The sequence below is a fragment of the Streptomyces sp. NPDC001848 genome, assembly GCF_042891915.1.
In the GTDB taxonomy this organism is placed as follows: domain Bacteria; phylum Actinomycetota; class Actinomycetes; order Streptomycetales; family Streptomycetaceae; genus Streptomyces.
The window spans coordinates 83186-103647 of record NZ_JBIATP010000026.1 but is presented as its reverse complement, the minus strand read 5'-3'; the positions used below and the strand labels follow the sequence as shown (position 1 = coordinate 103647).

Below are 20462 nucleotides of genomic sequence, written 5' to 3'. Positions count from 1 at the left end.
GAGGCGCACGGCCCGGACTGGTGGCTGCTGGCCCCGGAGTACGGGGCGGCGGCGGACCACCGGGGCGTGCGGGACCTGGTCCGCGACCTCAACACCGTGTACCGCTCCACCCCGGCCCTGTGGCAGCACGACACCGAACCCTCCGGCTTCCGCTGGGTGGTGGGGGACGCGGCCGAGGACAACGTGCTGGCGTTCCTGCGGTACGACGAGGAGGGCGCCCCGTTGCTGGCGGTGTCGAACTTCTCCCCGGTGGTCCGCCACGACTACCGGCTGGGCGTCCCCGACGACGTCCCCGCCTGGCACGAGGCGTTGAACACGGACGCGGCGGCGTACGGGGGCAGTGACGTCCGCAACGCGGACCCGGTCAAACCGGAGCCGACGCCGTGGCACGGTCACGCGGCCAGCCTGCGCCTGGCGCTGCCGCCCTTGGCCACCGTCTGGCTCCGCCCGGCCTGAGGGTTTCCGCCCCCGCCGCCCCTGCCCTTCCCGTCCCTGGGGGCTGCGCCCGGTGCAACTTCTTAGGTGAGGGTGGTTGTGCATGCTGCTGCCATGCCTTTCAACAGCGCGAACGCCACCCTGACCGCCGCACCCGTCGCCCCGAGCACACTCACAGGCCGTGAATACCTGCGTGTGTCGCAGGACAGCTCGGGGCGCCAGCGGTCAGTGAGCGAGCAGCACGACGACAACGCAAGAGCCACGACGGACCACGGCATCACCTTGGGTGAGCCGTACGTGGACAACGACAAGAGCGCGTCCATGTTCGCCACCAAGGAGCGCGACGACTTCAGGCGGCTCATCACGAAAGTTCGAGGTTAGGCTTCGCCACGGCGGGCCTGGAGGGGCTTTTTTGCTTTGCGAGGAATGTGCCTATGCCGCCTCGTCGAGCACCTCACGCACTTCTGGGACGTCGCGGTATTCCTCAAGCCTGCGCAGGACCACCTTTACGCGCTCTGCCGTGCGCTCGCTCGCCACATCAGCGGAAAGCGTCATGACGCGTTGCGCCGTTGCTGCCGCTTCCTCCGGTTCGTTCGCATCGGCCAGTGCTACGGCCAGCCAAGACAGATACAAAGCCAGTTCCCGCGTATGCGTAGCGTCGTACCGGGCGAGTACGTCACGCAGGAGTGGCACGGCGCGCAATGGGCGCTTCAGCTCCGTATAAACGCGCGATTCCATCACTTGCAATTCGCCCGCCTCAACCCAGTACAGATATTGGGGCGACTCGCGCCCCTCGCCGTCTTCGGCCAAAGCTTCGGATGCCTCGCCCAGGGCGCGCATTGCAGGCTGCGCCTCATTCGTTTTGGTGTGCGCCCAGGCGACACGGTCAAGGTAAAGCGCCCGCGCTTTCGGCGGCGCGTCGTTGCCTGCCTGGTCGAGCGCAGCGCAGGCAAGCAACAATCCTTCCCGCTCCTGCCCTGTATTGCTGTATTGGTAGGCGAGCGATCCGGCAAGGTTGCCGACCAGAGTCCTGTCTTCCGCTTGCTGGGCAGCGCTGATGCCCAGCTTGTAAATGCGTTCGGCTTCCTCATGGCGCCCAGCGTCAGAGGCAATCCATCCGGCAATCTGTGCCAGCTCGCCAATCTGTGAGAGCAGTGCGCGTCCAACTTCCTCTGTGTGACTTCCCTCGCGGTAGAGCTTCACCGCAGATTTCAGCTCACGCAGCGCAGGACCGATCAGGTCTCCGCCTGCCAGGACGTCGTCGGCGAGGCGCAGACCGGCAGCACAACGGCGCTGGGACCGATTCCCCGCAGCATTAGGGCGAAGGGATAAGCACATGATGGCAGTCCGCAAGTTTGAATTCCGCACGTCGACGGCGTGCACCTACAACAACAACGACCCCCGCTGTGTCGAAATCGCGACGAACGTTCCCGGCAGGGTGGCAGTCCGCAACTCCGCCACCGGTGACACGGTGGAGTTCACGTCGGGCGAGTGGACTGACTTCCTGGCCGGTGCCAAGCTGGGCGAATTCGACGTGACGGCGTAGGGGGTCCCTCATGGGGCAGTGTCCGCAGTGCGGCGGCAGCGCAGTGCCCGACCCGGAGCGTTCCGGGGTGCTGTGGTGCCTGTCGTGCCGGCACGCCTGGCCGCTGCCCCGTGAGCGCCCCTGTCCTGGGTACCGGCCGACCCTGAGCCCTGCACTGCGCAGGCTGGTCGAATCCCGGGAGCTGCGCCGCTAGACGCCCGTCCTGGTGCCCCCGTCCGGACGGGTATGGCGCCCCAACTGCGCGAGCAAGGCACGCAGTTGGGGCGCCTCTCTGTGTCGGCCGAACATGCTCCGCAGTCACGGAACGGTCACGGCACAGGCAAACTTGCATCTGGATTTCAGGCAGCCGAGCGCAGGCCGTACCCTGGAAATCCGACCGTTTCCGCAGGTCAGGGGCTATCCACCCTGAGGAAGGTGCACCACCCCCAGCCCCCCGCTTCCGCCTGAACGGCCTCGTCCTCGAACGCCGGACGGGCTGGTTGTCGCCGGCCGGGGCTGGAAAATCAGCCCCTCCGGCGTTTGCGGAGCGGGGGTCCCGCACGGCCCGCTCACCCGCCGTCGAACATCAGCTCCGCAGGCCCGCCAGCGGCTTCGGCAACTCCCCGCCGTACACGATCCCCAGCCGCTGCGTCGCCCGCGTCAGCGCCACGTACAGGTCGCTCGTGCCGTAGCGCCCCGGCTCGACCACCAGGACGGAGTCGAACTCCAGGCCCTTGGCCTGGCGCGGGTCGAGCAGGACCACGGTCCGGGTCAGGTCCGGTTCACCGCCCGCGGTCACCCCGTCGATCCGCGCGGCCAGCGCCCGGTGCAGCTCACGCGGGGCGATGACCGCCAGCCGGCCCTCGGCGGGGGTGAGCTCCGCAGCCGCCTTCGCGACCTCCCCGGGCAGGTCGTCCACCGCGCGGCGCACCCACGGCCGTACGCCCGTCGACCGCACCGAACTCGGCGGTTCGAAGTCGGGGTGCTCCGCCCGGACCACGGCCGCCGCGACCTCCATGATCTCGGCGGGCGTGCGGTAGTTCACGCCGAGACGCGTGTGCTCCCAGCGGTCCTCCACATAGGGCGCGAGGATCTTCGACCACGAACCGACCCCGCCGGCCTCGGACGTCTGCACCGGGTCCCCGACCAGCGTCATCGAGCGGGTCGGGCAGCGCCGCATCAGCAGCCGCCAGGCCATCGGCGACAGTTCCTGTGCCTCGTCCACGATGATGTGCCCGAACGCCCAGGTGCGGTCGGCCGCGGCGCGCTCGGCGGCGCTGCGGTGGTCGGCCTCCTCCTGCCGCTCGGCGAACCGCTCGGCGTCGATGATGTCGTGCGCGGACAGCACCTCCGAGGCGTCGGGGTCACTGTCCTCCTTGTCCTCGAACTCGTACGTCCGGGAGGCGTACGACACGTCCAGGACGCCCTGCGCGTACGACACCTGCGCCTCGCGCTCGCGTTCGGCGCGGGCGCGGGCCACCCGGTCGTCCTCGCCGAGGAGTTCGGCCGCCTCGTCGAGCAGCGGGATGTCGGCGGTGGTCCAGGCGCGGGTGACCGGGCGGCGGATGGCGGCGGCGTCCTCGTCGGAGACGTAGCCCTCCGGGGCGGCGAGAAAGTCGGCGACCAGCCGCTGCGGGGTCAGCCGCGGCCACAACTGGTCGATCGCGGACCACACTTCCGGGTTCTCCGCCAGTTCGTCGCGGATCTGGGTGATGTCGCCGGCGTCGAGGAGGTTGGAGCCGTCGTAAGGGTCGGTGCCGATGCGTTCGGCGACCATGTCCGTCAGCGTGTTGAGGATGTGGCCCTCGAAGTGCTCGCGCGCCACGTTGTGCGGCAGTTTCGCGGCGCGGGTGCGTTCCCGGGCCACGTTCGCGAGCCCGTCGTCGAGCAGCAGGACGTCCCGGTCGTGCTCGATGGCGATGACCGGGTCGGGCAGCGCCTGCCGGTCGGCGACGACCCGTGCGAGCACGTCGGCCATCTCGGCGCGGCCCTTCACGGCTGCCGCCTGGGGCGTGTCGGTGGCGGTGGCCTTCACCCCGGGGAACAGCTCGCCGACCGTGGAGAGCAGCACGCCGGTCTCACCGAGGGAGGGCAGCACCTCGCCGATGTATCCGAGGAACGCCGGGTTCGGGCCGACGATGAGGACGGCGCGGCGGGCGAGCAGCTCCCGGTGTTCGTACAGGAGGTAGGCCGCGCGGTGCAGGGCGACGGCCGTCTTGCCGGTGCCCGGGCCGCCTTCCACCACCAGCACGCCCCGGTGGGGTGCGCGGATGATGCGGTCCTGGTCGGCCTGGATGGTCCGCACGATGTCGGCCATGCGTCCGGTGCGGGCCGCGTTGAGGGCGGAGAGCAGCACGTCGTCGCCGGCGGGGTCCTCGTGGCCGGTGCGTTCGCGGTCGGCGACGTCGAGGTGCTCGTCGTGCAGGGCGGTGACCCGGCGCCCCTCGGTGGAGATGTGCCGGCGCCGGCGCAGGCCCATCGGGGTGTGCCCGGTGGCCAGGTAGAAGGGGCGGGCCACTTCCGCCCGCCAGTCGATCAGGATCGGGGTGCGCTCGGGGTCGTCGGCGCGCAGCCCGATACGGCCGATGTGGTGGCTCGTCCCGGAGGTGAGGTCGATACGGCCGAAGCACAGCGAGCCGTCCACGGCGTTCAGCGCGGCCAGCAGGCCCGAGCGTTCGGCGACCAGGATGTCCCGCTCGAGGCGGGCCTGCATGGGCTTGTCACCCTGGGCCAGCGCGTCCGTGACGGAGGCCTCGGTGTCGCCGCGCAGCGCGTCCACCCGCGCGTACAACCCGTCGATGAATTCCTGCTCGTGCCGCAATTCATCGTCCGGAAATTCGGTGTTTGACAATTCAGCTCCCGCCCGGATATACTCTGCTCACTGAACTTCTTCGCGACTCGACGCATTTCATGTCGCGAACCATTGAATATACGCACGAAAATCCCCCGAGCGCAATTACTCGGGGGATTTTCGCCGTACGGGCGGGCGTCACAGCACGTCGGACAGCTCCTCCAGCAGCCGCCGCTTGGGCCGCGCCCCCACCATCGCCTTCACGGGCTCGCCGTTCCGGAAGACCATGAAGGTGGGCATCGACAGCACCTTGTAGGCGTTCGTCGTCTCGGGGTTGGTGTCCACATCCAGTTGGACCACCTTGAGCCGGTCACCCTCCTCCGAGGCCAGGGAGCTGAGCACCGGCCCCATCTGCCGACACGGAGGACACCAGTCGGCGGTGAACTCCACCAGCACCGGCAGATCCGATGCGAGCACCTCCGCCCCGAAATCGGCGTCCGTCACCTCGGCCACACCAGCCGCCTTGATCACCGCTCCCGCCCTCCCAGTTCGCACAGCGGTTCCGGACCTCCCGGAACCAGCGCGTCGACGGCCAGCTCGTCGCGGGCCTGCTCGGCGCGCGCGAGCTGTCCGGCGACCTTCTCCCGCACCGACCGCAACTCCCCGATCAGCGCGTCGAGTTCGTCCAGCCTGCGCCGGTAGACCGCGAGCGACGCCGGGCAGGAGTCGCCCTCCGGGTGCCCGGCCCGCAGACACTCCACGAAGGGCCGTGTCTCCTCCAGGTCGAACCCGAAGTCCTGCAGGGTGCGGATCTGCTGGAGCAGCCGCAGATCGCGCTCGTCGTAGGTGCGGTACCCGTTGCCGCTGCGCCGCGCGGGCAGCAGCCCCCGCGACTCGTAGTACCGCAGGGTCCGCGTGGTGGTCCCGGCCCGCGCCGCCAGCTCGCCGATTCGCATGTCCGTGACGGTAGTCCTTGACGCTGACGTCAGGGCAATGCCGCAGACGGTCACGGTCACGCGAACCCCGGAAAAAATCCCGCCACTCCCCCGGCGTGCGCCGATGACTCCGCCCGGCCCCGGCAGTCTCATCCGTGGCAGAACCCGACGGCGGCGGAGGACGGACCCATGACCACCCTGCACCACCTCCTGAAGACGTACATCGACGAGGGCTGGGCGCCGGGCGCGGTGGCCCTGGTCGACCGGCACGGCCGTACGGAGACCGCGGCGGTCGGCTCCCTCGACGCCACCGGCGCCGAGCCGATGCCGCCCGACGCGATCTTCCGCCTCGCCTCGATCACCAAGCCCCTCGTGGCCGCCGCCGTCATGACCCTCGTGGAGGACGGCACCCTCGCCCTCGACGCCCCGGTCGCCGTATGGCTCCCGGAGCTGGCACACCCGACCGTGGTGCGCACCCCCGCCGGTCCGCTCGACGACGTGGTCCCCGCCTCCCGGCAGATCACGGTGCAGGACCTGCTGACCTTCCGCGCGGGGTACGGCTTCCCGTCCGATTTCTCGCTGCCCCAGGTCAAGGCCCTGTTCGAGGTGCAGAAGCCCGGTGCGGAGCCGGGCGCCCTCCCCGACCCGGACACCTGGGTCGCCGAGCTGGCCCGCCTTCCGCTGCTGTACCAGCCGGGCGAGGCCTGGCTGTACCACACCTGCTCCGACCTCCAGAGCGTGCTGATCTCCCGGGCGACCGGCCGTCCGCTGCCCGAGGTGCTGGCCGAGCGGATCCTGGAGCCGCTGGGCATGACCGACACCGCCTTCGAGGTGCCGGCCGCCAAGCGCGACCGTTTCACCACCGCCTACCACCCCGACGGCACGGGCGGCCTGGCGGTCGCCGACACCCCGGACGCCGCCTGGAGCAGCCTGCCCGCGTTCCCGTCCGGCGGGGGTGGGCTCGCCGGTACGGCCGCCGATTGGCTGGCCTTCGCCCGCATGCTGCTGGCCGGCGGGACCACGCCCGAGGGCCGCCGTGTGCTGTCCCCGGAGTCGGTGCGCCGGATGACCACCGACCATCTCACCCCGGAGCAGCGCGCGAGCGCCGCCCTGTTCCTCCAGGGGCAGGGCTGGGGCTACGGCGGCTCGGTGGACCTCACGGCCTCCGATCCGTGGACCGTGCCCGGCCGCTACGGCTGGGTCGGTGGCACCGGCACCAGCGCCCACGTCGTCCCGGCCACCGGCACGGTCGCGATCCTGCTCACCCAGCGCGCGATGGAGAGCCCGACCCCGCCCGCCCTGATGCGCGACTTCTGGCGGTACGCGGCCGGGGCGTCATGAGGCCTGCGGTCACCCCGGTGAGCAGCAGCAGCCCGGCCGCCGTGCCGAACGCGGCCCCGGCGCCCCGGGCGAAGAACACGCTGCCGAGCAGGGCGACCCCGAGCGTGGACCCGAGCTGCTGCACGGCGTCGAGGAGCCCGGCCGCCGAGCCGGTCTCGTGCGGGCGCACCCGGTGCAGCGCCGTGGTGAAGAACGGCACCGCGAACAGCCCCTGACCGAGGCCGCACACGGCGAGCGCGGGCAGCAGGGGCCACGGGTAGCGGCCGGCGGGGGCGAGGGCGTGGACGGCGACGGCCCCGAGGACCCCGGTCATCAGCACGCCGAGACCCACGTGCAGGACGCGGACCCCGTACCTCGGTACGAGCCGTGCGCGCGCCGTCCAGGAGGAGACGGCCATCGCGGCCGACCAGGGCAGCAGGGTCAGCCCGGCCGTGAGAGTGCTGGTGCGCGGGCCGAGTTGGAGCTGGACGACGACGACCAGCGTGAGGCCAGTCACCACCGCGAAGAAGAGCACGAAGGTCAGCAGTGCAGCCGGGAGGCCCCGGTCGGTGAACAGGCCCGGCTCGACGAGGGGGCTGCGGCCGAGGCGGTCACGGCGCCGTTGGTGCAGCGCGAAGAGGGCGGCCAGGGCGAGGCCCGCGGCCCAGGTCAGGGTGTACCGCGGCAGCTCGGCACCCTGGATCGGCGGGTAGGTGACAAGACCCACGGCGGCCGTCACCAACGCCGTGCCGAGCAGGTCCAGGCGGGGGCGGCGCCGCGACCGGTCCTCCTTCAGCAGCCCGGTGGCGAGCAGCACCCCGACCCCGAGGGGGACGTTGACCAGGAACGCGGCCCGCCAGGACGCGGCGTGGGTGAGCACTCCGCCGAGGACGGGCCCGCACACCGACGCGAGGCCCATCACGGGGCCGATCCAGCCCATGGCGCGGGCGAGTTCATCCCCGTCGAACAGGGCCCGGATCAGCCCCACCGTCTGCGGGACGACCGGCGATCCGCACGCTGGAGTCGGCGCCGGTGCTGCGGACGGTGAAGGCGGCGGGCCTGCTGGGACCGGGACGGCTCAGGAGGTGAGCAGGACGCCCGCCGACTCCTCCACCTCCAGCAGGGACGCGCTGCGCCGCTCCTCCTCGAACGCCTTGCGGCCACCGCGCAGGCCGAACAGGCGTTTGGCGAAGGCGATGTAGAGGACCGCGAGGATGTTGAGGACCAGGGTGGCGATCTTCAGGCCGCTGATGTGCTCGGTGAGTTCGTACACCTCCAGCGGCAGGAAGGCCGCGGTGGCGACGACCGTCAGGTACTCCGCCCAGCGCTTGGCGTACCAGAGGCCGACCGCCTCGATCAGTTCGATCAGCGCGTAGGCCAGCAGGAGCCCGGCCACCAGGAGGAGCGTGGAGTGCTTGTAGCCGAAGGTCTTCTGGATGGTGCCCACGACCGGCGAGTGGTCGAGGTCGTAGTGGAAGTGCCGGAAGACCGGGCGGAAGACGTCCAGGTACTCGTTGAACAGCTGCCGTACCGCGTCCTGGCTGTTGCTGAACTTCCACACCGCCACCGCGACCAGCACGATGAACACCCCGCGCACGGCCCGCTCGATCGCGAGGAAGCGCAGGATGAACAGGTCGCGCAGCACCTTGCCGCGCGGCACGAGCGGGGCGTCGCCGGCCGGTCCCGAGCCGTGTGGTTCGCCGAGTACGAAGTCGCCGCAGCGCAGGCAGCGCCACGCGTCCCCGAGCGCGGTCTGGGCGTGCAGCCGGATCCGCAGCCGGGGGTCGCCCGGCGCGTAGGTCACATGCCCGCGGCGCGCGCAGGTGCGCCGGTCCCAGTCGATCTTCATGCCCCCGTGCCTCCCGCATAAGGGTGCCGTGCCGGTCGTTCCGGCACGGCACGGTAGTGCATGTCCTACGAGACGTAGGGGCGGGGCGCGGGGTTCCCGGCGAGGTCAGTGGCGTTCGGCGGCGACGAGTTCCCGCTCCTCGGCCTGCTCCTCCGCGGGCTGCGCGGGGCGGCCCCTGCGCGGCAGCAGCGCCGCGACCAGGACCGTGCCGACGCCGAGGACCACCGCGCCGACCAGGCTGGTGTGGGCGACGGCGTCCGCGAAGGACGAGCCGACCGCGTCGGCCATCTGCCGGGCGCCGTGCGCGAGCTGGTCGGCCTGCGCCTTGAGCTGTGCGGCCTGCTGGGGGCTGCCCGCGTGTGCGGCCTGCTCGGCGAGCTGCCGGGCCTTGTCGCCGATGCCCTGGGCCACCGCGTATCCGGCGCCGACGGAGTCCTGCGCGGTGTCCAGCGTGTTCGCCGGGAGCCGGCTGCCCGCGGTGGCGTCGGCGAGGTGCGAGGAGTAGGAGTTGGCGAGCACCGAGCCGAGGAGGGCGATGCCGAGCGAGCCGCCGAGTTCGATGGAGGTGTCGTTGACGGCGCCGCCCACGCCCAGCTCGGGCTCCGGGAACGAGCCCATGATCGCATCGGTGCAGGGCGAGAGCGCGAGACCGATGGCCAGGCCGAGGATCACCAGGGGCAGCACGAAGTCGCCGTAGGTGGATCCGGCGTCGACGCGGGTGAGCAGCGCGAGCGCCGCCGTGCCGCCGACCATGCCCGCGGTCACGGTGATCCTCATGCCGACGCGCGGCGTGAGGAACCCGGTCAGCGCCGAGCCCACGAACACGGCCCCGGCGAGCGGCAACATGCGCACACCGGTCTGCAGGGCGTCGTAGCCGAGGACGAACTGCAGGTGCTGGGTGAGGTAGTAGAAGGCGCCGAAGACCGCCAGGAAGAACAGGGCGACGGCGAGGTTGGAGCCGGCGAAGCGGCGGTGGGCGAAGCGGCGTACGTCGAGGACCGGGCGCGGGTGGCGCAGCTCCCAGGCGACGAAGAGCACGAGTCCGACGCCCGCGACCACGGCGGCCGTGACGGCCTTGGTGCCCCAGCCGAAGTGCGGCCCCTCGATGATCATGTAGACGAGCGAGCCGATCCAGACCACCGACAGCAGTCCGCCGACGACGTCGATCCGTTCGTGGTGGGCTGCCTTGGACGGCGGGACCAGGACGAAGGCGGCGACGAGCGCCACGGCCGCGACCGGCACGTTGATCAGGAAGGTCGAGGACCAGCCGTGGTCCTTGAGCAGCGCTCCGGCGACGACCGGTCCGGCCGCGATGGCGAGCCCCGCGGTCGCGGTCCACAGGGTGATCGCCTTGGCGCGTTCGGCGCGCGGGAAGGTCGCGGCGAGCAGGGAGAGCGTGGCGGGCATGATCAGCGCGGCGCCGACGCCCATCACGGCACGGGCGGCGATGACGGTGGGGGCGCTGTCGGCGAGGTAGCCGAAGACGGCGCCGCCGCCGAAGACGACGAGCCCGAGGACGAGCGCCCCGCGCCGGCTGTACTTGTCGCCGATCGCGCCGAGGAGCAGCATCAGCGCCGCGTAGGGGACGGTGTAGCCGTCGATGACCCACTGCAGGTCGGCGCTGGACAGGCCCAGGTCGCGGGTCATGTCGGGGGCGGCGACGGTGAGAGCGGTGTTCGCCATCACGATGATCAGCAGGCTCAGGCACAGCACGAGCAGTGCCCACCAGCGGCGGGGGTAGGGCCGGTCCATCCTCTCGACCGGTTCGTTCATGACGAGACGCATGGGTGCGGGCCTTCCTCTTCTCCATTGCCCATGAGGCGCACAGCGACTTGCACATCACCGTGCAACTGCACAACACTGTGCAAGGTACGACATTGCACAGCGCTGTGCAAATAGAGGAGGTGAAGGCCCTGTGGCGGCGTACGGGACGCCCCCGCCGGGCCGTGCACAATGGCAGCCATGACCACGGGTAACGCCAGCCGGGCAGATGTAAACCGCCGCCGCATCCTCGATGTCGCGCTGGCCGAGTTGCTGCGCGACCCGGACGCGTCCATGGACCAGATCGCCCGCGCCGCGGGCGTCGTACGGCGCACGGTGTACGGGCACTTCCCGAGCCGTGAGGCGCTGATCAGCACTCTGGTCGACGGCGCGGTGGAGGCGGTGGCGGCGGCGCACGCGGCGGGCCGCGAGGGCGTCACGGACCCGGCGGAGGCGGTGGCCCGCTCGACACTGGCCGTGTGGGAGGTCGCCGACCGCTATCGGATCCTGATCGCGCTGGCCCAGCGCAGCGTCACCATGCAGGGCATCCGCGACCGGCTGGCACCGGTCCGCAAGACGTGTGAGGAGATCCTTGCGCACGGCCTGGAGCAGGGCGTGTTCGTCTCGCCGCTGCCGCCGCAGGCGCTGGCGTATATGCACGAGCAGATGCTGTTCGCGCTGATGGAGGCGGTGAACGACGGCCTGCTGGCAGCGCGGGAGGCGGGCCGCTCGGCCGCCGTCACGCTGCTCACCGCGACGGGTGTGCCGGCCGCGCGGGCGGGCGAGCTGGTGGCGAAGCTGAGCGGTTGAGGTCACCCGGAACGGAGAAGACCGAGCGGCCAGGCCCACGGGTGGAGGCCTGACCGCTCGGCGGCTGGGGAGTGGAGCCCGGACGGCTGAGCGACGGGGGAGCTTTCAGCCGTCCGGAGTACGGGGAGGGGCGATGGGTCAGGCCTTGGCGAGTTCCTTGTCGCCGCCCTGACCTGCCACCTCGGCGTCGTCGGCCGCGTCGTCGGCCGGGACCGCCGAGCGGCCCTCGTCCAGCAGCGTGGTCTCGTCGAAGGGCAGCTGCCCGGCGAGCACCTGCCGGACCCGCTCCTTGTCGATCTCCTTCGTCCAGGTGCCGATCAGGACGGTGGCCACGGCGTTGCCCGCGAAGTTCGTCAGGGCGCGGGCCTCGCTCATGAAGCGGTCGATGCCGACGATCAGGCCGACACCGTCGACCAGCGCGGGCTTGTGGGACTGCAGACCGCCGGCCAGCGTGGCGAGGCCGGCGCCGCTGACACCCGCCGCGCCCTTGGAGGCGACGAGGAGGAAGAGCAGCAGCGGGATCTGCTCGCCGACGGACATCGGCGTGCCCAGCGCGTCGGCGATGTAGAGCGACGCCATGGTCATGTAGATCATGGTGCCGTCGAGGTTGAAGGAGTAGCCGGTCGGGACGGTGATGCCGACCACCGGCTTGCTGACGCCCAGGTGCTCCATCTTCGCGATGAGCCGCGGCAGGGCGGACTCGGAGGAGGAGGTGGACAGGATCAGCAGGAACTCACGGGCCAGGTACTTCAGCAGCGAGAAGATGTTCAGGCCCGAGACGATGCGCAGCACCGCTCCGAGCACGACGAAGACGAACAGGACGCAGGTGATGTAGAAGCCGAGCATCAGCACGGCGAGGCTCTTGAGCGCGGCCAGGCCGGACGAGCCCACGACGGCGGCGATGGCGCCGAAGGCGCCGATCGGCGCGGCCCACATCACCATGGCGAGGATGCGGAAGACGAGCCGCTGGATGTGCTCGATGCCGCGCAGCACCGGCGTGCCGACGGGGCCCATCGCCTGCAGCGCGAACCCCGCGAGGAGCGCGACGAGCAGGGTCTGCAGGACCTGGCCCCCGGTGAAGGCGGAGACGAAGGTCGTCGGGATGATCGAGAGCGCGAAGTCGACCGGCGGCAGCGCGTCGGAGGACACCTGGGCGTGGCCCGCCTGCTTGATCGCGTTCGTCAGGTGCAGGCCCTCGCCCGGGTGCAGGACGTTGCCCACCACCAGGCCGATGGTCAGCGCCACCAGGGACATCACCAGGAAGTAGCCGAGGGCTATGCCGCCGACGGCGCCGACCTTGGCGGCCTTGCGTACCGAACCGATGCCCAGCACGATCGTGCAGAAGATGATCGGCGAGATCATCATCTTGATCAGGTTCACGAAGCCCGTGCCGAGGGGCTTGAGCTGGACCGCGGCATCGGGGGCGGCCAGGCCCACGGCGATGCCGAGCGCCACCGCGACGATCACGGCGATGTACAGGTAGTGGGTGCGGTCCCGCTTGGCTGCGGGCGCGGCAGGTGCCGTTCGGGCTGTGCTGGCCACGGCTGCCCTCCTCGACGACGTCGTCGGTTCATCCGGCGTGCGGCTCACGTCCGGGGGATGGCGGGAGCGGTACTCCCGGGGTCCGGGAGAGGTACTCCCGGGATCCGGTGGGTGTACTCCCGGAGTCCGGGAGGTGGGGAACGCTCCCGGGCATTGCGGTGACTATCTCCCGCCTTGTGAGGGCGGTCACCCTTCCGTTCATTTAGTTCACGCTTATACGGCGAGCCGGAACGGCGAGGCAGACTGAACCCATGCGCGTGCCCCACATACCGAGACCCCGCAGCCTCGCAGGTCAGCTCTTCGCCATGCAGGCCGTGCTGATCGCGGTGCTCGTCGCCGGGTACGCGCTGTTCACCTACGTCAGCGACCACAGCCAGGCCCGCGAGTCGGCCGACCGGCAGGCGACGGCGGTGGCCCGCTCGGTCGCGGACTCCCCGTCGGTCCGGGCGGCGATCCGCACCCCCGACCCGACGAAGTCGCTCCAGCCCTACGCGCTTCAGGTGCAGCGGCACACGGGCGTGGACTTCGTCACGATCATGAGCCCGCAGGGCATCCGCTGGACCCATCCCAATCCCGAGCGCATCGGCGAGCACTTCCGCGGCCATATCGACCGCGCGCTGAAGGGCGAGACCTTCACCGAGCGGTACACCGGCACCCTCGGCCCGTCCGAGCGCGCGGTCACGCCCATCCGGGACGGCGGCCGGATCATCGGCCTGGTCAGCGCGGGCATCAAGGTCGAGACGGTCACGGCCCGGGTCCAGGACCAGGTCACCGCCATGGCCGGGGTCGCGGTCGGTGCGCTGGTGCTGGGGGGCATCGGCACCTACGTGATCAACGCCCGGCTGCGCCGCTCCACCCACGGCATGAACGCCACCGAGCTGAGCCGGATGCACGACTACCACCAGGCCGCCCTGCACGCCGTGCGCGAGGGCCTGCTCATGCTGGACGGCCAGTTCCGGGTGGCGCTGATCAACGACGGCGGCCGGGAACTGCTCGGGGTGAGCGGCGAGGTGGTGGGCCGCTCGGTGGCGGACCTGGGACTGCCGGCCCCGCTGACGGGCGCGCTGCTGTCCTCCGAGCCCCGGGTGGACGAGGTGCATCTGACGGCGGCCCGGGTCCTGGTGGTGAACACCTCCCCGGTCTCCGGCGGCGAACGCCGGGGCACCGTCGTGACCCTGCGCGACGTGACCGAGCTGCAGGCGCTGACGGGCGAGCTGAACTCGGAGCGCGGCTTCACCCAGGCGCTGCGCTCACAGGCGCACGAGGCGGCGAACCGGCTGCACACGGTGGTCTCCCTGATCGAGCTGGGCCGGGCCGAGGAGGCGGTCGACTTCGCCACGGCCGAGCTGGAACTGGCGCAGGCCCTCACGGACCAGGTGGTCGCGGCGGTCAACGAGCCGGTGCTCGCGGCGCTGCTGCTCGGCAAGGCGGCGCAGGCGAACGAGCGGGGCGTGGAGCTGGTGGTGTCGGAGGACAGCCGCATCGACGACGGCCTGCTGCCGCCCTCCCTCCCGTCCCGGGACATGGTGACGATCCTCGGCAACCTGATCGACAACGCGGTGGACGCGGCCCAGGGCTCGGTGCGCGCCCGGGTGACGGTGACCGTGTACACGGAGGGCCCGGACCTGGTGCTGCGGGTGTCGGACACCGGGGACGGGGTGGATCCCGCGCACGCGGAGGCGGTGTTCGAACGGGGCTGGTCGACGAAGCCGGCCACCGCCCCGGGCGGCCGCGGCCTGGGGCTCGCCCTGGTCCGCCAGACGGTACGCCGCCACGACGGCACCCTCACGGTGTCGGAGGCGGCCGGGGGCGGGGCGGAGTTCGAGGCGCGGGTGCCGTTGCCTACCGTGGGGGCGGCCGCTGCGGCTCCACGGACGTCACCGGGTGCCGAGGCCGCCGTGGCCGGAGGTGACACATGAGACGCGTCCGCACCGTGCCCGTGTCCGGAGGTGACGTATGAGCGAGCCCATCCGTGTCCTGGTGGTGGAGGACGACCCGGTCGCCGCCGACGCGCACGTGATGTACGTGGGCCGGGTCCCCGGCTTCACGGCGGTGGGCAAGGCGGCCACCGGCGCGGAGGCGCGCCGCGCCCTGGAGCGCACGCGGGTGGACCTCCTCCTGCTGGACCTGCACCTGCCGGACGTGCACGGTCTGCAACTGGCGCGCTCCCTGCGGGCGGCCGGGTACCACGCGGACGTCATCGCGGTGACCTCGGCGCGGGATCTGGCGGTGGTGCGGGAGGGCGTCTCCCTGGGGGTCGTCCAGTACGTCCTGAAGCCGTTCACCTTCGCGACGCTGCGGGACCGACTGGTGCGGTACGCGGAGTTCCGCGAGGCGGTGGGCGAGGCGAGCGGCCAGGACGAGGTGGACCGCGCCCTGGCCGCCCTGCGGGCCCCGAGCCCGGCGGCGCTGCCGAAGGGGCTGAGCGCACCGACCCTGGAGCGGGTGACGGGGGCGCTGCGCGAGGCTGAGGAGGGACTGACCGCCGCGGGGGTCGCGGAGGCGGTGGGGATCTCGCGGATCACGGCCCGGCGGTATCTGGAGCACCTGGTCGAGGCGGGGCGGGCGGGGCGGAGTCCGTTGTACGGACAGGTGGGGCGGCCGGAGTTGGTGTACCGGTGGGTGACGGCGGTGGAGCGGGGGCGGTAGTTTCTGCGGCCGCGAAGAGGAGCGGACCGCGCGCGCCGGGCACCTGCGCGAGCACCACGTTACCCCCTGCTCGGGCACCGGGTCCGCCGCGGCCGGAGCCGAGGTGGCCGACCGCGACTGCCTCGACCGCGTCGTCGAGACCTTCTGGGCGACGGTCGAGAGGAACTCCCGGTCCAGGACCCGGTGTTCTAGAACACCGACTCCGCCTCGTCCATCCGGTCCTTCGGCACCGTCTTCAGTTCGGTCACCGCCTCCGCCAGCGGCACCATCACCACGTCGGTGCCGCGCAGCGCCGTCATCCTGCCGAACTCGCCGCGGTGCGCCGCCTCGACCGCGTGCCAGCCGAAGCGGGTGGCGAGCACCCGGTCGTAGGCCGTCGGTACGCCACCGCGCTGGACGTGGCCGAGGATGACCGGCTTGGCCTCCTTGCCGAGCCGCCGCTCCAGCTCGTACGCGAGGGCCGTGCCGATGCCCTGGAAGCGCTCGTGGCCGTACTGGTCGATCTCGCCCTTGCCGTAGTCCATGGTGCCCTCGGCGGGGTGCGCGCCCTCGGCGACGCAGATGACGGCGAACTTCTTGCCGCGGGCGAAGCGCTCCTCGACCATCTTGACCAGGTCGGCCGGGTCGAAGGGGCGCTCCGGCAGGCAGATGCCGTGGGCGCCGGCCGCCATGCCCGACTCCAGCGCGATCCAGCCGGCGTGCCGGCCCATGACCTCCACGACCATCACACGCTGGTGCGACTCGGCCGTCGTCTTCAGGCGGTCCATCGCCTCGGTGGCCACGGTGACCGCGGTGTCGAAGCCGAAGGTGCGGTCCGTGGAGGAGATGTCGTTGTCGATCGTCTTGGGCACCCCGACGACCGGGAGGCCCGCGTCCGAGAGCATGCGCGCCGCGGTCAGGGTGCCCTCGCCGCCGATCGGGATCAGGGCGTCGATACCGAAGTCGCGGATCATGTCCGAGGCGTTCCCGCAGGCCTCGCGCAGCCGGTCGCGCTCCAGCCGGGAGGAGCCGAGAATGGTGCCGCCGCGGGCCAGGATGCCGCTCACGGCGTCGAGGTCGAGGGTGCGGTAGTGACCGTCGAGCAGGCCCCGGTAGCCGTCCTCGAAGCCGATGACCTCGTCCCCGTACTGTGCTACCGCTCGGTGCACGACCGACCGGATCACTGCGTTCAGGCCCGGGCAGTCGCCGCCTGCGGTGAGTACTCCGATGCGCATCGTGCTGTGTCTCCTGCTCGCTGTCGATACCGGTGAGCCAGTCCGATTGTTTCACGGCTCACAGGCCGGTGCCGATCGCGCAGGTCGGCCCTTGATCCCTGGAACCTGATGGGCGCCTTATCCGTGCCCAGGGGTATTGTCAAGAGGGTTCTGCTCACCCGCGTGGATGATTTTCAGCTACCGCAGAATTCCACAAATCCATTCAGAATCGGTCAAGACTGCCCCTCAAGAGACGAAACGGAGACCACGCGTGACGCGCTGCGTGTACGTGACCGGGATCGACCGCGGCGACGGCCGTCAGGTCGTCGAGCTGGGAGTCATGGAGCTCCTGACCCGGCAGGTCGACCGGGTCGGCGTCTTCCGACCGCTCGTCCACGACGGCCCCGACCGCCTCTTCGAGCTGCTGCGCGCCCGCTACCGGCTGTCCCAGGAGCCGTCGACCGTGTACGGCATGGGCTACCAGGAGGCGTCTGCGCTCCAGGCCGAGCGCGGCACGGACGAGCTGGTCGCCACGCTGGTCGACCGGTTCCACGCGGTGGCCCGCGACTACGAGGTCGTCCTCGTCCTCGGCACCGACTTCGCCGACACCCAGCTCCCGGACGAGCTGTCCCTGAACGCCCGGCTCGCCAACGAGTTCGGGGCGTCGGTGGTCCCGGTGGTGGGCGGGCGCCGGCAGACCGCCGAGTCGGTGCGCGCCGAGACGGCGAACGCCTACCGCGCCTACGAGGGGCTGGGCTGCGACGTGCTCGCCATGGTCGTCAACCGGGTGGCCCGCGAGGACCGCGACGAGATCGCCGAGGGGCTCGACTCCCGGCTCCCCGTGCCCTGTTACGTACTTCCCGACGACCCCGCCCTCTCGGCACCGACGGTGGCCCAGATCGCGCACTCCCTCGGCGCCAAGGTGCTGCTCGGCGACGACTCGGGCCTCGCGCGGGACGCCCTCGACTTCATCTTCGGCGGCGCCATGCTGCCGAACTTCCTGGCTGCCCTGACCCCGGGCTGTCTGGTGGTCACCCCGGGCGACCGGGCCGACCTCGTGGTGGGCTCGCTGGCCGCGCACAGCGCCGGGACCCCGCCGATCGCGGGCGTGCTGCTCACCCTGAACGAGGTGCCCCGCGACGAGATCCTCGCCCTCGCCGCGCGCCTCGCCCCCGGCACCCCCGTGCTGTCGGTGTCCGGCACCAGCTTCCCCACCGCCGAGCACCTCTTCTCCATGGAGGGGAAGCTCAACGCGGCCACCCCGCGCAAGGCGGAGCGGGCACTCGGGCTCTTCGAGCGGTATGTCGACACCGCCGACCTGAACAAGCGGGTGTCCGCGCCGAGCAGCGACCGGCTCACGCCGATGATGTTCGAGCACAAGCTGCTGGAGCAGGCCCGCGCCGACAAGCGCCGGGTGGTGCTCCCGGAGGGCACCGAGGAGCGGGTGCTGCACGCCGCCGAGGTGCTGCTGCGCCGGGGGGTCTGCGACCTCACGCTGCTCGGGCCCGTGGAGCAGATCCGCAAGAAGGCCGCCGACCTGGGCGTCGACCTCGGCGACTCACAGCTGATCGACCCGGCCACCTCGGAGCTGCGCGACGCCTTCGCCGAGAAGTACGCGCAGCTGCGCGCCCACAAGGGCGTCACGGTGGAGTTGGCGTACGACGTCGTCTCCGACGTGAACTACTTCGGCACCCTGATGGTCCAGGAGGGCCTCGCCGACGGCATGGTGTCCGGGTCCGTGCACTCCACGGCCGCCACCATCCGCCCCGCCTTCGAGATCATCAAGACCAAGCCGGACGCGAAGATCGTCAGCTCGGTCTTCTTCATGTGCCTGGCCGACAAGGTGCTGGTCTACGGCGACTGCGCGGTGAACCCCGACCCGAACGCCGAGCAGCTCGCCGACATCGCCATCCAGTCGGCCGCCACCGCCGAGCAGTTCGGGGTGGAGCCGCGGATCGCCATGCTGTCGTACTCCACCGGCACCTCCGGCTTCGGCGCCGACGTCGACAAGGTGCGCGAGGCCACCGAGCTGGTGCGGCAGCGGCGCGGCGACCTGAAGATCGAGGGGCCGATCCAGTACGACGCCGCCGTCGAGCCCAGCGTCGCGGCCACCAAGCTGCCGGGCTCGGAGGTCGCCGGGCAGGCGTCGGTGCTGATCTTCCCGGACCTCAACACCGGCAACAACACCTACAAGGCCGTGCAGCGCTCGGCCGGCGCGATCGCCGTCGGCCCGGTCCTGCAGGGCCTGCGCAAGCCCGTCAACGACCTGTCCCGGGGCGCCCTCGTCTCGGACATCGTGAACACCGTCGCCATCACGGCGATCCAGGCCCAGACTCCCGAGCAGAAGGCAACCGCCCAGTGAGCCCCACGCGTGTCCTCGTCCTCAACTCCGGCTCCTCCTCCGTGAAGTACCAGCTGCTGGACATGCGTGACGGCAGCCGGCTGGCCGTGGGCCTCGTCGAGCGGATCGGCGAGCAGACCTCGCGGATCAAGCACACGGCGCTGACCACGGGCGACACCCGGGAGCAGAACGGGCCGATCGCCGACCACCAGGCGGCCCTGAAGGCGGTCGCCGACGAGCTGGGCAGGGACGGGCTGGGCGTCGACTCGCCCGAGCTGGCCGCCATCGGCCACCGCGTGGTGCACGGCGGCATGTTCTTCACCGAGCCCACCGTCATCGACGACGCCGTGCTCACCGAGATCGAGCGGCTGATCCCGGTCGCGCCGCTGCACAACCCGGCCAACCTCACCGGCATCCGCACGGCCATGGCGCTGCGCCCCGACCTGCCTCAGGTCGCCGTCTTCGACACGGCGTTCCACACGACGATGCCGGAGCACGCGGCGCGCTACGCGATCGACACGAAGATCGCGGACCGGCACCGGATCCGGCGGTACGGGTTCCACGGGACCTCGCACGCGTATGTGTCCCGGGCGACCGCGAAGCTGCTGGGCAAGGCGCCGGAGGACGTCAACGTCATCGTGCTGCACCTGGGCAACGGGGCGTCCGCATCGGCGGTCAGGGGCGGGAAGTGCGTGGACACCTCCATGGGGCTCACTCCGCTCGAGGGCCTGGTGATGGGGACCCGCTCCGGTGACCTGGACCCGGCCGTCATCTTCCATTTGCAGCGCGTTGGCGGAATGTCCATGGACGAGATCGACACTCTTCTCAACAAGAGGAGTGGTCTGTTCGGTCTGTGCGGCGACAACGACATGCGGGAGATCGGCCGGCGGATCGACGAGGGCGACGAGGAGGCGCGGCTCGCCTTCGACATCTACATCCATCGACTGAGGAAGTACATCGGCGCCTATTACGCGGTACTCGGCCGGGTGGACGCGATCGCCTTCACGGCGGGCGTGGGCGAGAACGCCGCAGCGGTGCGCGAGGCCGCCGTCGCGGGCCTGGAGGGGCTGGGCCTGGCGGTGGACGGCGACCTCAACGCGGTGCGCGGCGACCAGCCGCGGCTGATCTCGCCCGCGTCCGCGCGGGTGGCGGTCGCGGTGGTGCCGACCGACGAGGAACTGGAGATCGCCACGCAGACCTACGCACTGGTCGGCAAAGGCACCGGAAAGGGCAACTGAAGAAATTCGACGGCTCTCGCCTGAGCGCGAACCCGCCCATTTGTATTTTCCGCCAGACGGAATATTCCGTAGC

General features: G+C 71.2%; 17 protein-coding genes and 1 pseudogene. 9 read left to right on the top strand and 9 right to left on the bottom strand.

The window, feature by feature from the left end:
- Together ACFYZJ_RS36470 and ACFYZJ_RS36465 are read left to right on the top strand one after the other, a co-directional pair.
- Nucleotides 1-456 (top strand): alpha amylase C-terminal domain-containing protein (locus tag ACFYZJ_RS36470; protein WP_388575890.1); only part of this gene is annotated, 456 nt, incomplete at its 5' end.
- Between the two features lie 93 nt (nucleotides 457-549).
- A complete protein-coding gene (locus tag ACFYZJ_RS36465; RefSeq protein WP_388575887.1) occupies nucleotides 550-816 on the top strand; it encodes a recombinase family protein in 267 nt (88 codons plus the stop codon).
- Between the two features lie 51 nt (nucleotides 817-867).
- Here ACFYZJ_RS36465 and ACFYZJ_RS36460 read toward each other — a convergent pair whose 3' ends face one another.
- Nucleotides 868-1638, bottom strand: a complete 771-nt coding sequence (locus tag ACFYZJ_RS36460; protein ID WP_388575884.1) for a hypothetical protein — start codon at nucleotides 1636-1638, stop codon at nucleotides 868-870.
- Nucleotides 1639-1771: 133 nt separating this feature from the next.
- On the opposite strand from ACFYZJ_RS36460, the gene ACFYZJ_RS36455 reads away from it, so the two are divergent.
- Nucleotides 1772-1981, top strand: coding sequence for a DUF397 domain-containing protein (locus tag ACFYZJ_RS36455; protein ID WP_388575881.1), 210 nt, complete (start codon nucleotides 1772-1774; stop codon nucleotides 1979-1981).
- Nucleotides 1982-2546: 565 nt separating this feature from the next.
- On the opposite strand, the gene ACFYZJ_RS36450 is transcribed toward ACFYZJ_RS36455, so the two are convergent.
- The 3 genes from ACFYZJ_RS36450 to ACFYZJ_RS36440 form a co-directional block, all read right to left on the bottom strand.
- On the bottom strand, nucleotides 2547-4811 hold the full coding sequence (locus ACFYZJ_RS36450; RefSeq protein WP_388575878.1) for a HelD family protein: 2265 nt from the start codon (nucleotides 4809-4811) through the stop codon (nucleotides 2547-2549).
- 138 nt (nucleotides 4812-4949) lie between these two features.
- Nucleotides 4950-5282: a thioredoxin gene (gene trxA / locus ACFYZJ_RS36445; protein ID WP_388575875.1), complete on the bottom strand. Its 333-nt coding sequence runs from the start codon at nucleotides 5280-5282 to the stop codon at nucleotides 4950-4952.
- Nucleotides 5279-5707 carry a MerR family transcriptional regulator gene (locus ACFYZJ_RS36440; protein WP_388575872.1) on the bottom strand — a complete coding sequence of 143 codons (429 nt, stop codon included), beginning with the start codon at nucleotides 5705-5707 and terminating at the stop codon, nucleotides 5279-5281. Before ACFYZJ_RS36440 ends, trxA begins: the two co-directional genes overlap by 4 nt.
- Nucleotides 5708-5875: 168 nt before the next feature.
- Between ACFYZJ_RS36440 and ACFYZJ_RS36435 the strand changes: the two genes are divergently transcribed.
- Nucleotides 5876-7027: a serine hydrolase domain-containing protein gene (locus ACFYZJ_RS36435; RefSeq protein ID WP_388575869.1), complete on the top strand. Its 1152-nt coding sequence runs from the start codon at nucleotides 5876-5878 to the stop codon at nucleotides 7025-7027.
- Here ACFYZJ_RS36435 and ACFYZJ_RS36430 read toward each other — a convergent pair.
- The 3 genes and pseudogenes from ACFYZJ_RS36430 to ACFYZJ_RS36420 form a co-directional block, all read right to left on the bottom strand.
- Nucleotides 6948-8009, bottom strand: a pseudogene (locus ACFYZJ_RS36430) (MFS transporter); the annotation flags it as partial. The gene ACFYZJ_RS36435 and the pseudogene ACFYZJ_RS36430 sit on opposite strands and share 80 nt — an antisense overlap.
- Nucleotides 8010-8084: 75 nt before the next feature.
- Nucleotides 8085-8855 carry a DUF2127 domain-containing protein gene (locus ACFYZJ_RS36425; protein ID WP_388575866.1) on the bottom strand — a complete coding sequence of 257 codons (771 nt, stop codon included), beginning with the start codon at nucleotides 8853-8855 and terminating at the stop codon, nucleotides 8085-8087.
- Between the two features lie 105 nt (nucleotides 8856-8960).
- Nucleotides 8961-10640, bottom strand: coding sequence for an MFS transporter (locus ACFYZJ_RS36420; protein WP_388575863.1), 1680 nt, complete (start codon nucleotides 10638-10640; stop codon nucleotides 8961-8963).
- Between the two features lie 168 nt (nucleotides 10641-10808).
- Here ACFYZJ_RS36420 and ACFYZJ_RS36415 point away from each other — a divergent pair, with 168 nt between their 5' ends.
- On the top strand, nucleotides 10809-11426 hold the full coding sequence (locus ACFYZJ_RS36415; protein ID WP_388575860.1) for a TetR/AcrR family transcriptional regulator: 618 nt from the start codon (nucleotides 10809-10811) through the stop codon (nucleotides 11424-11426).
- A 138-nt stretch (nucleotides 11427-11564) separates the two neighbouring features.
- Here ACFYZJ_RS36415 and ACFYZJ_RS36410 read toward each other — a convergent pair whose 3' ends face one another.
- Complete coding sequence (locus ACFYZJ_RS36410; RefSeq protein WP_388575858.1) at nucleotides 11565-12968, bottom strand: cation:dicarboxylate symporter family transporter; 1404 nt, start codon at nucleotides 12966-12968, stop codon at nucleotides 11565-11567.
- Between the two features lie 251 nt (nucleotides 12969-13219).
- On the opposite strand from ACFYZJ_RS36410, the gene ACFYZJ_RS36405 reads away from it, so the two are divergent.
- Nucleotides 13220-14887: an ATP-binding protein gene (locus tag ACFYZJ_RS36405; RefSeq protein ID WP_388575855.1), complete on the top strand. Its 1668-nt coding sequence runs from the start codon at nucleotides 13220-13222 to the stop codon at nucleotides 14885-14887.
- Nucleotides 14888-14924: 37 nt separating this feature from the next.
- Nucleotides 14925-15617, top strand: a complete 693-nt coding sequence (locus tag ACFYZJ_RS36400) for a response regulator (RefSeq protein WP_388575852.1) — start codon at nucleotides 14925-14927, stop codon at nucleotides 15615-15617.
- Nucleotides 15618-15805: 188 nt separating this feature from the next.
- Here ACFYZJ_RS36400 and ACFYZJ_RS36395 read toward each other — a convergent pair whose 3' ends face one another.
- Complete coding sequence (locus ACFYZJ_RS36395) at nucleotides 15806-16831, bottom strand: ATP-dependent 6-phosphofructokinase (protein ID WP_388575849.1); 1026 nt, start codon at nucleotides 16829-16831, stop codon at nucleotides 15806-15808.
- A gap of 250 nt (nucleotides 16832-17081) precedes the next feature.
- On the opposite strand from ACFYZJ_RS36395, the gene pta reads away from it, so the two are divergent.
- Nucleotides 17082-19172: a phosphate acetyltransferase gene (gene pta, locus ACFYZJ_RS36390; protein ID WP_388575846.1), complete on the top strand. Its 2091-nt coding sequence runs from the start codon at nucleotides 17082-17084 to the stop codon at nucleotides 19170-19172.
- Nucleotides 19169-20389: an acetate kinase gene (locus tag ACFYZJ_RS36385; protein ID WP_388575843.1), complete on the top strand. Its 1221-nt coding sequence runs from the start codon at nucleotides 19169-19171 to the stop codon at nucleotides 20387-20389. The genes pta and ACFYZJ_RS36385 overlap by 4 nt, the downstream gene beginning before the upstream one ends.
- The last annotated feature ends 73 nt before the right edge of the window (nucleotides 20390-20462 follow it).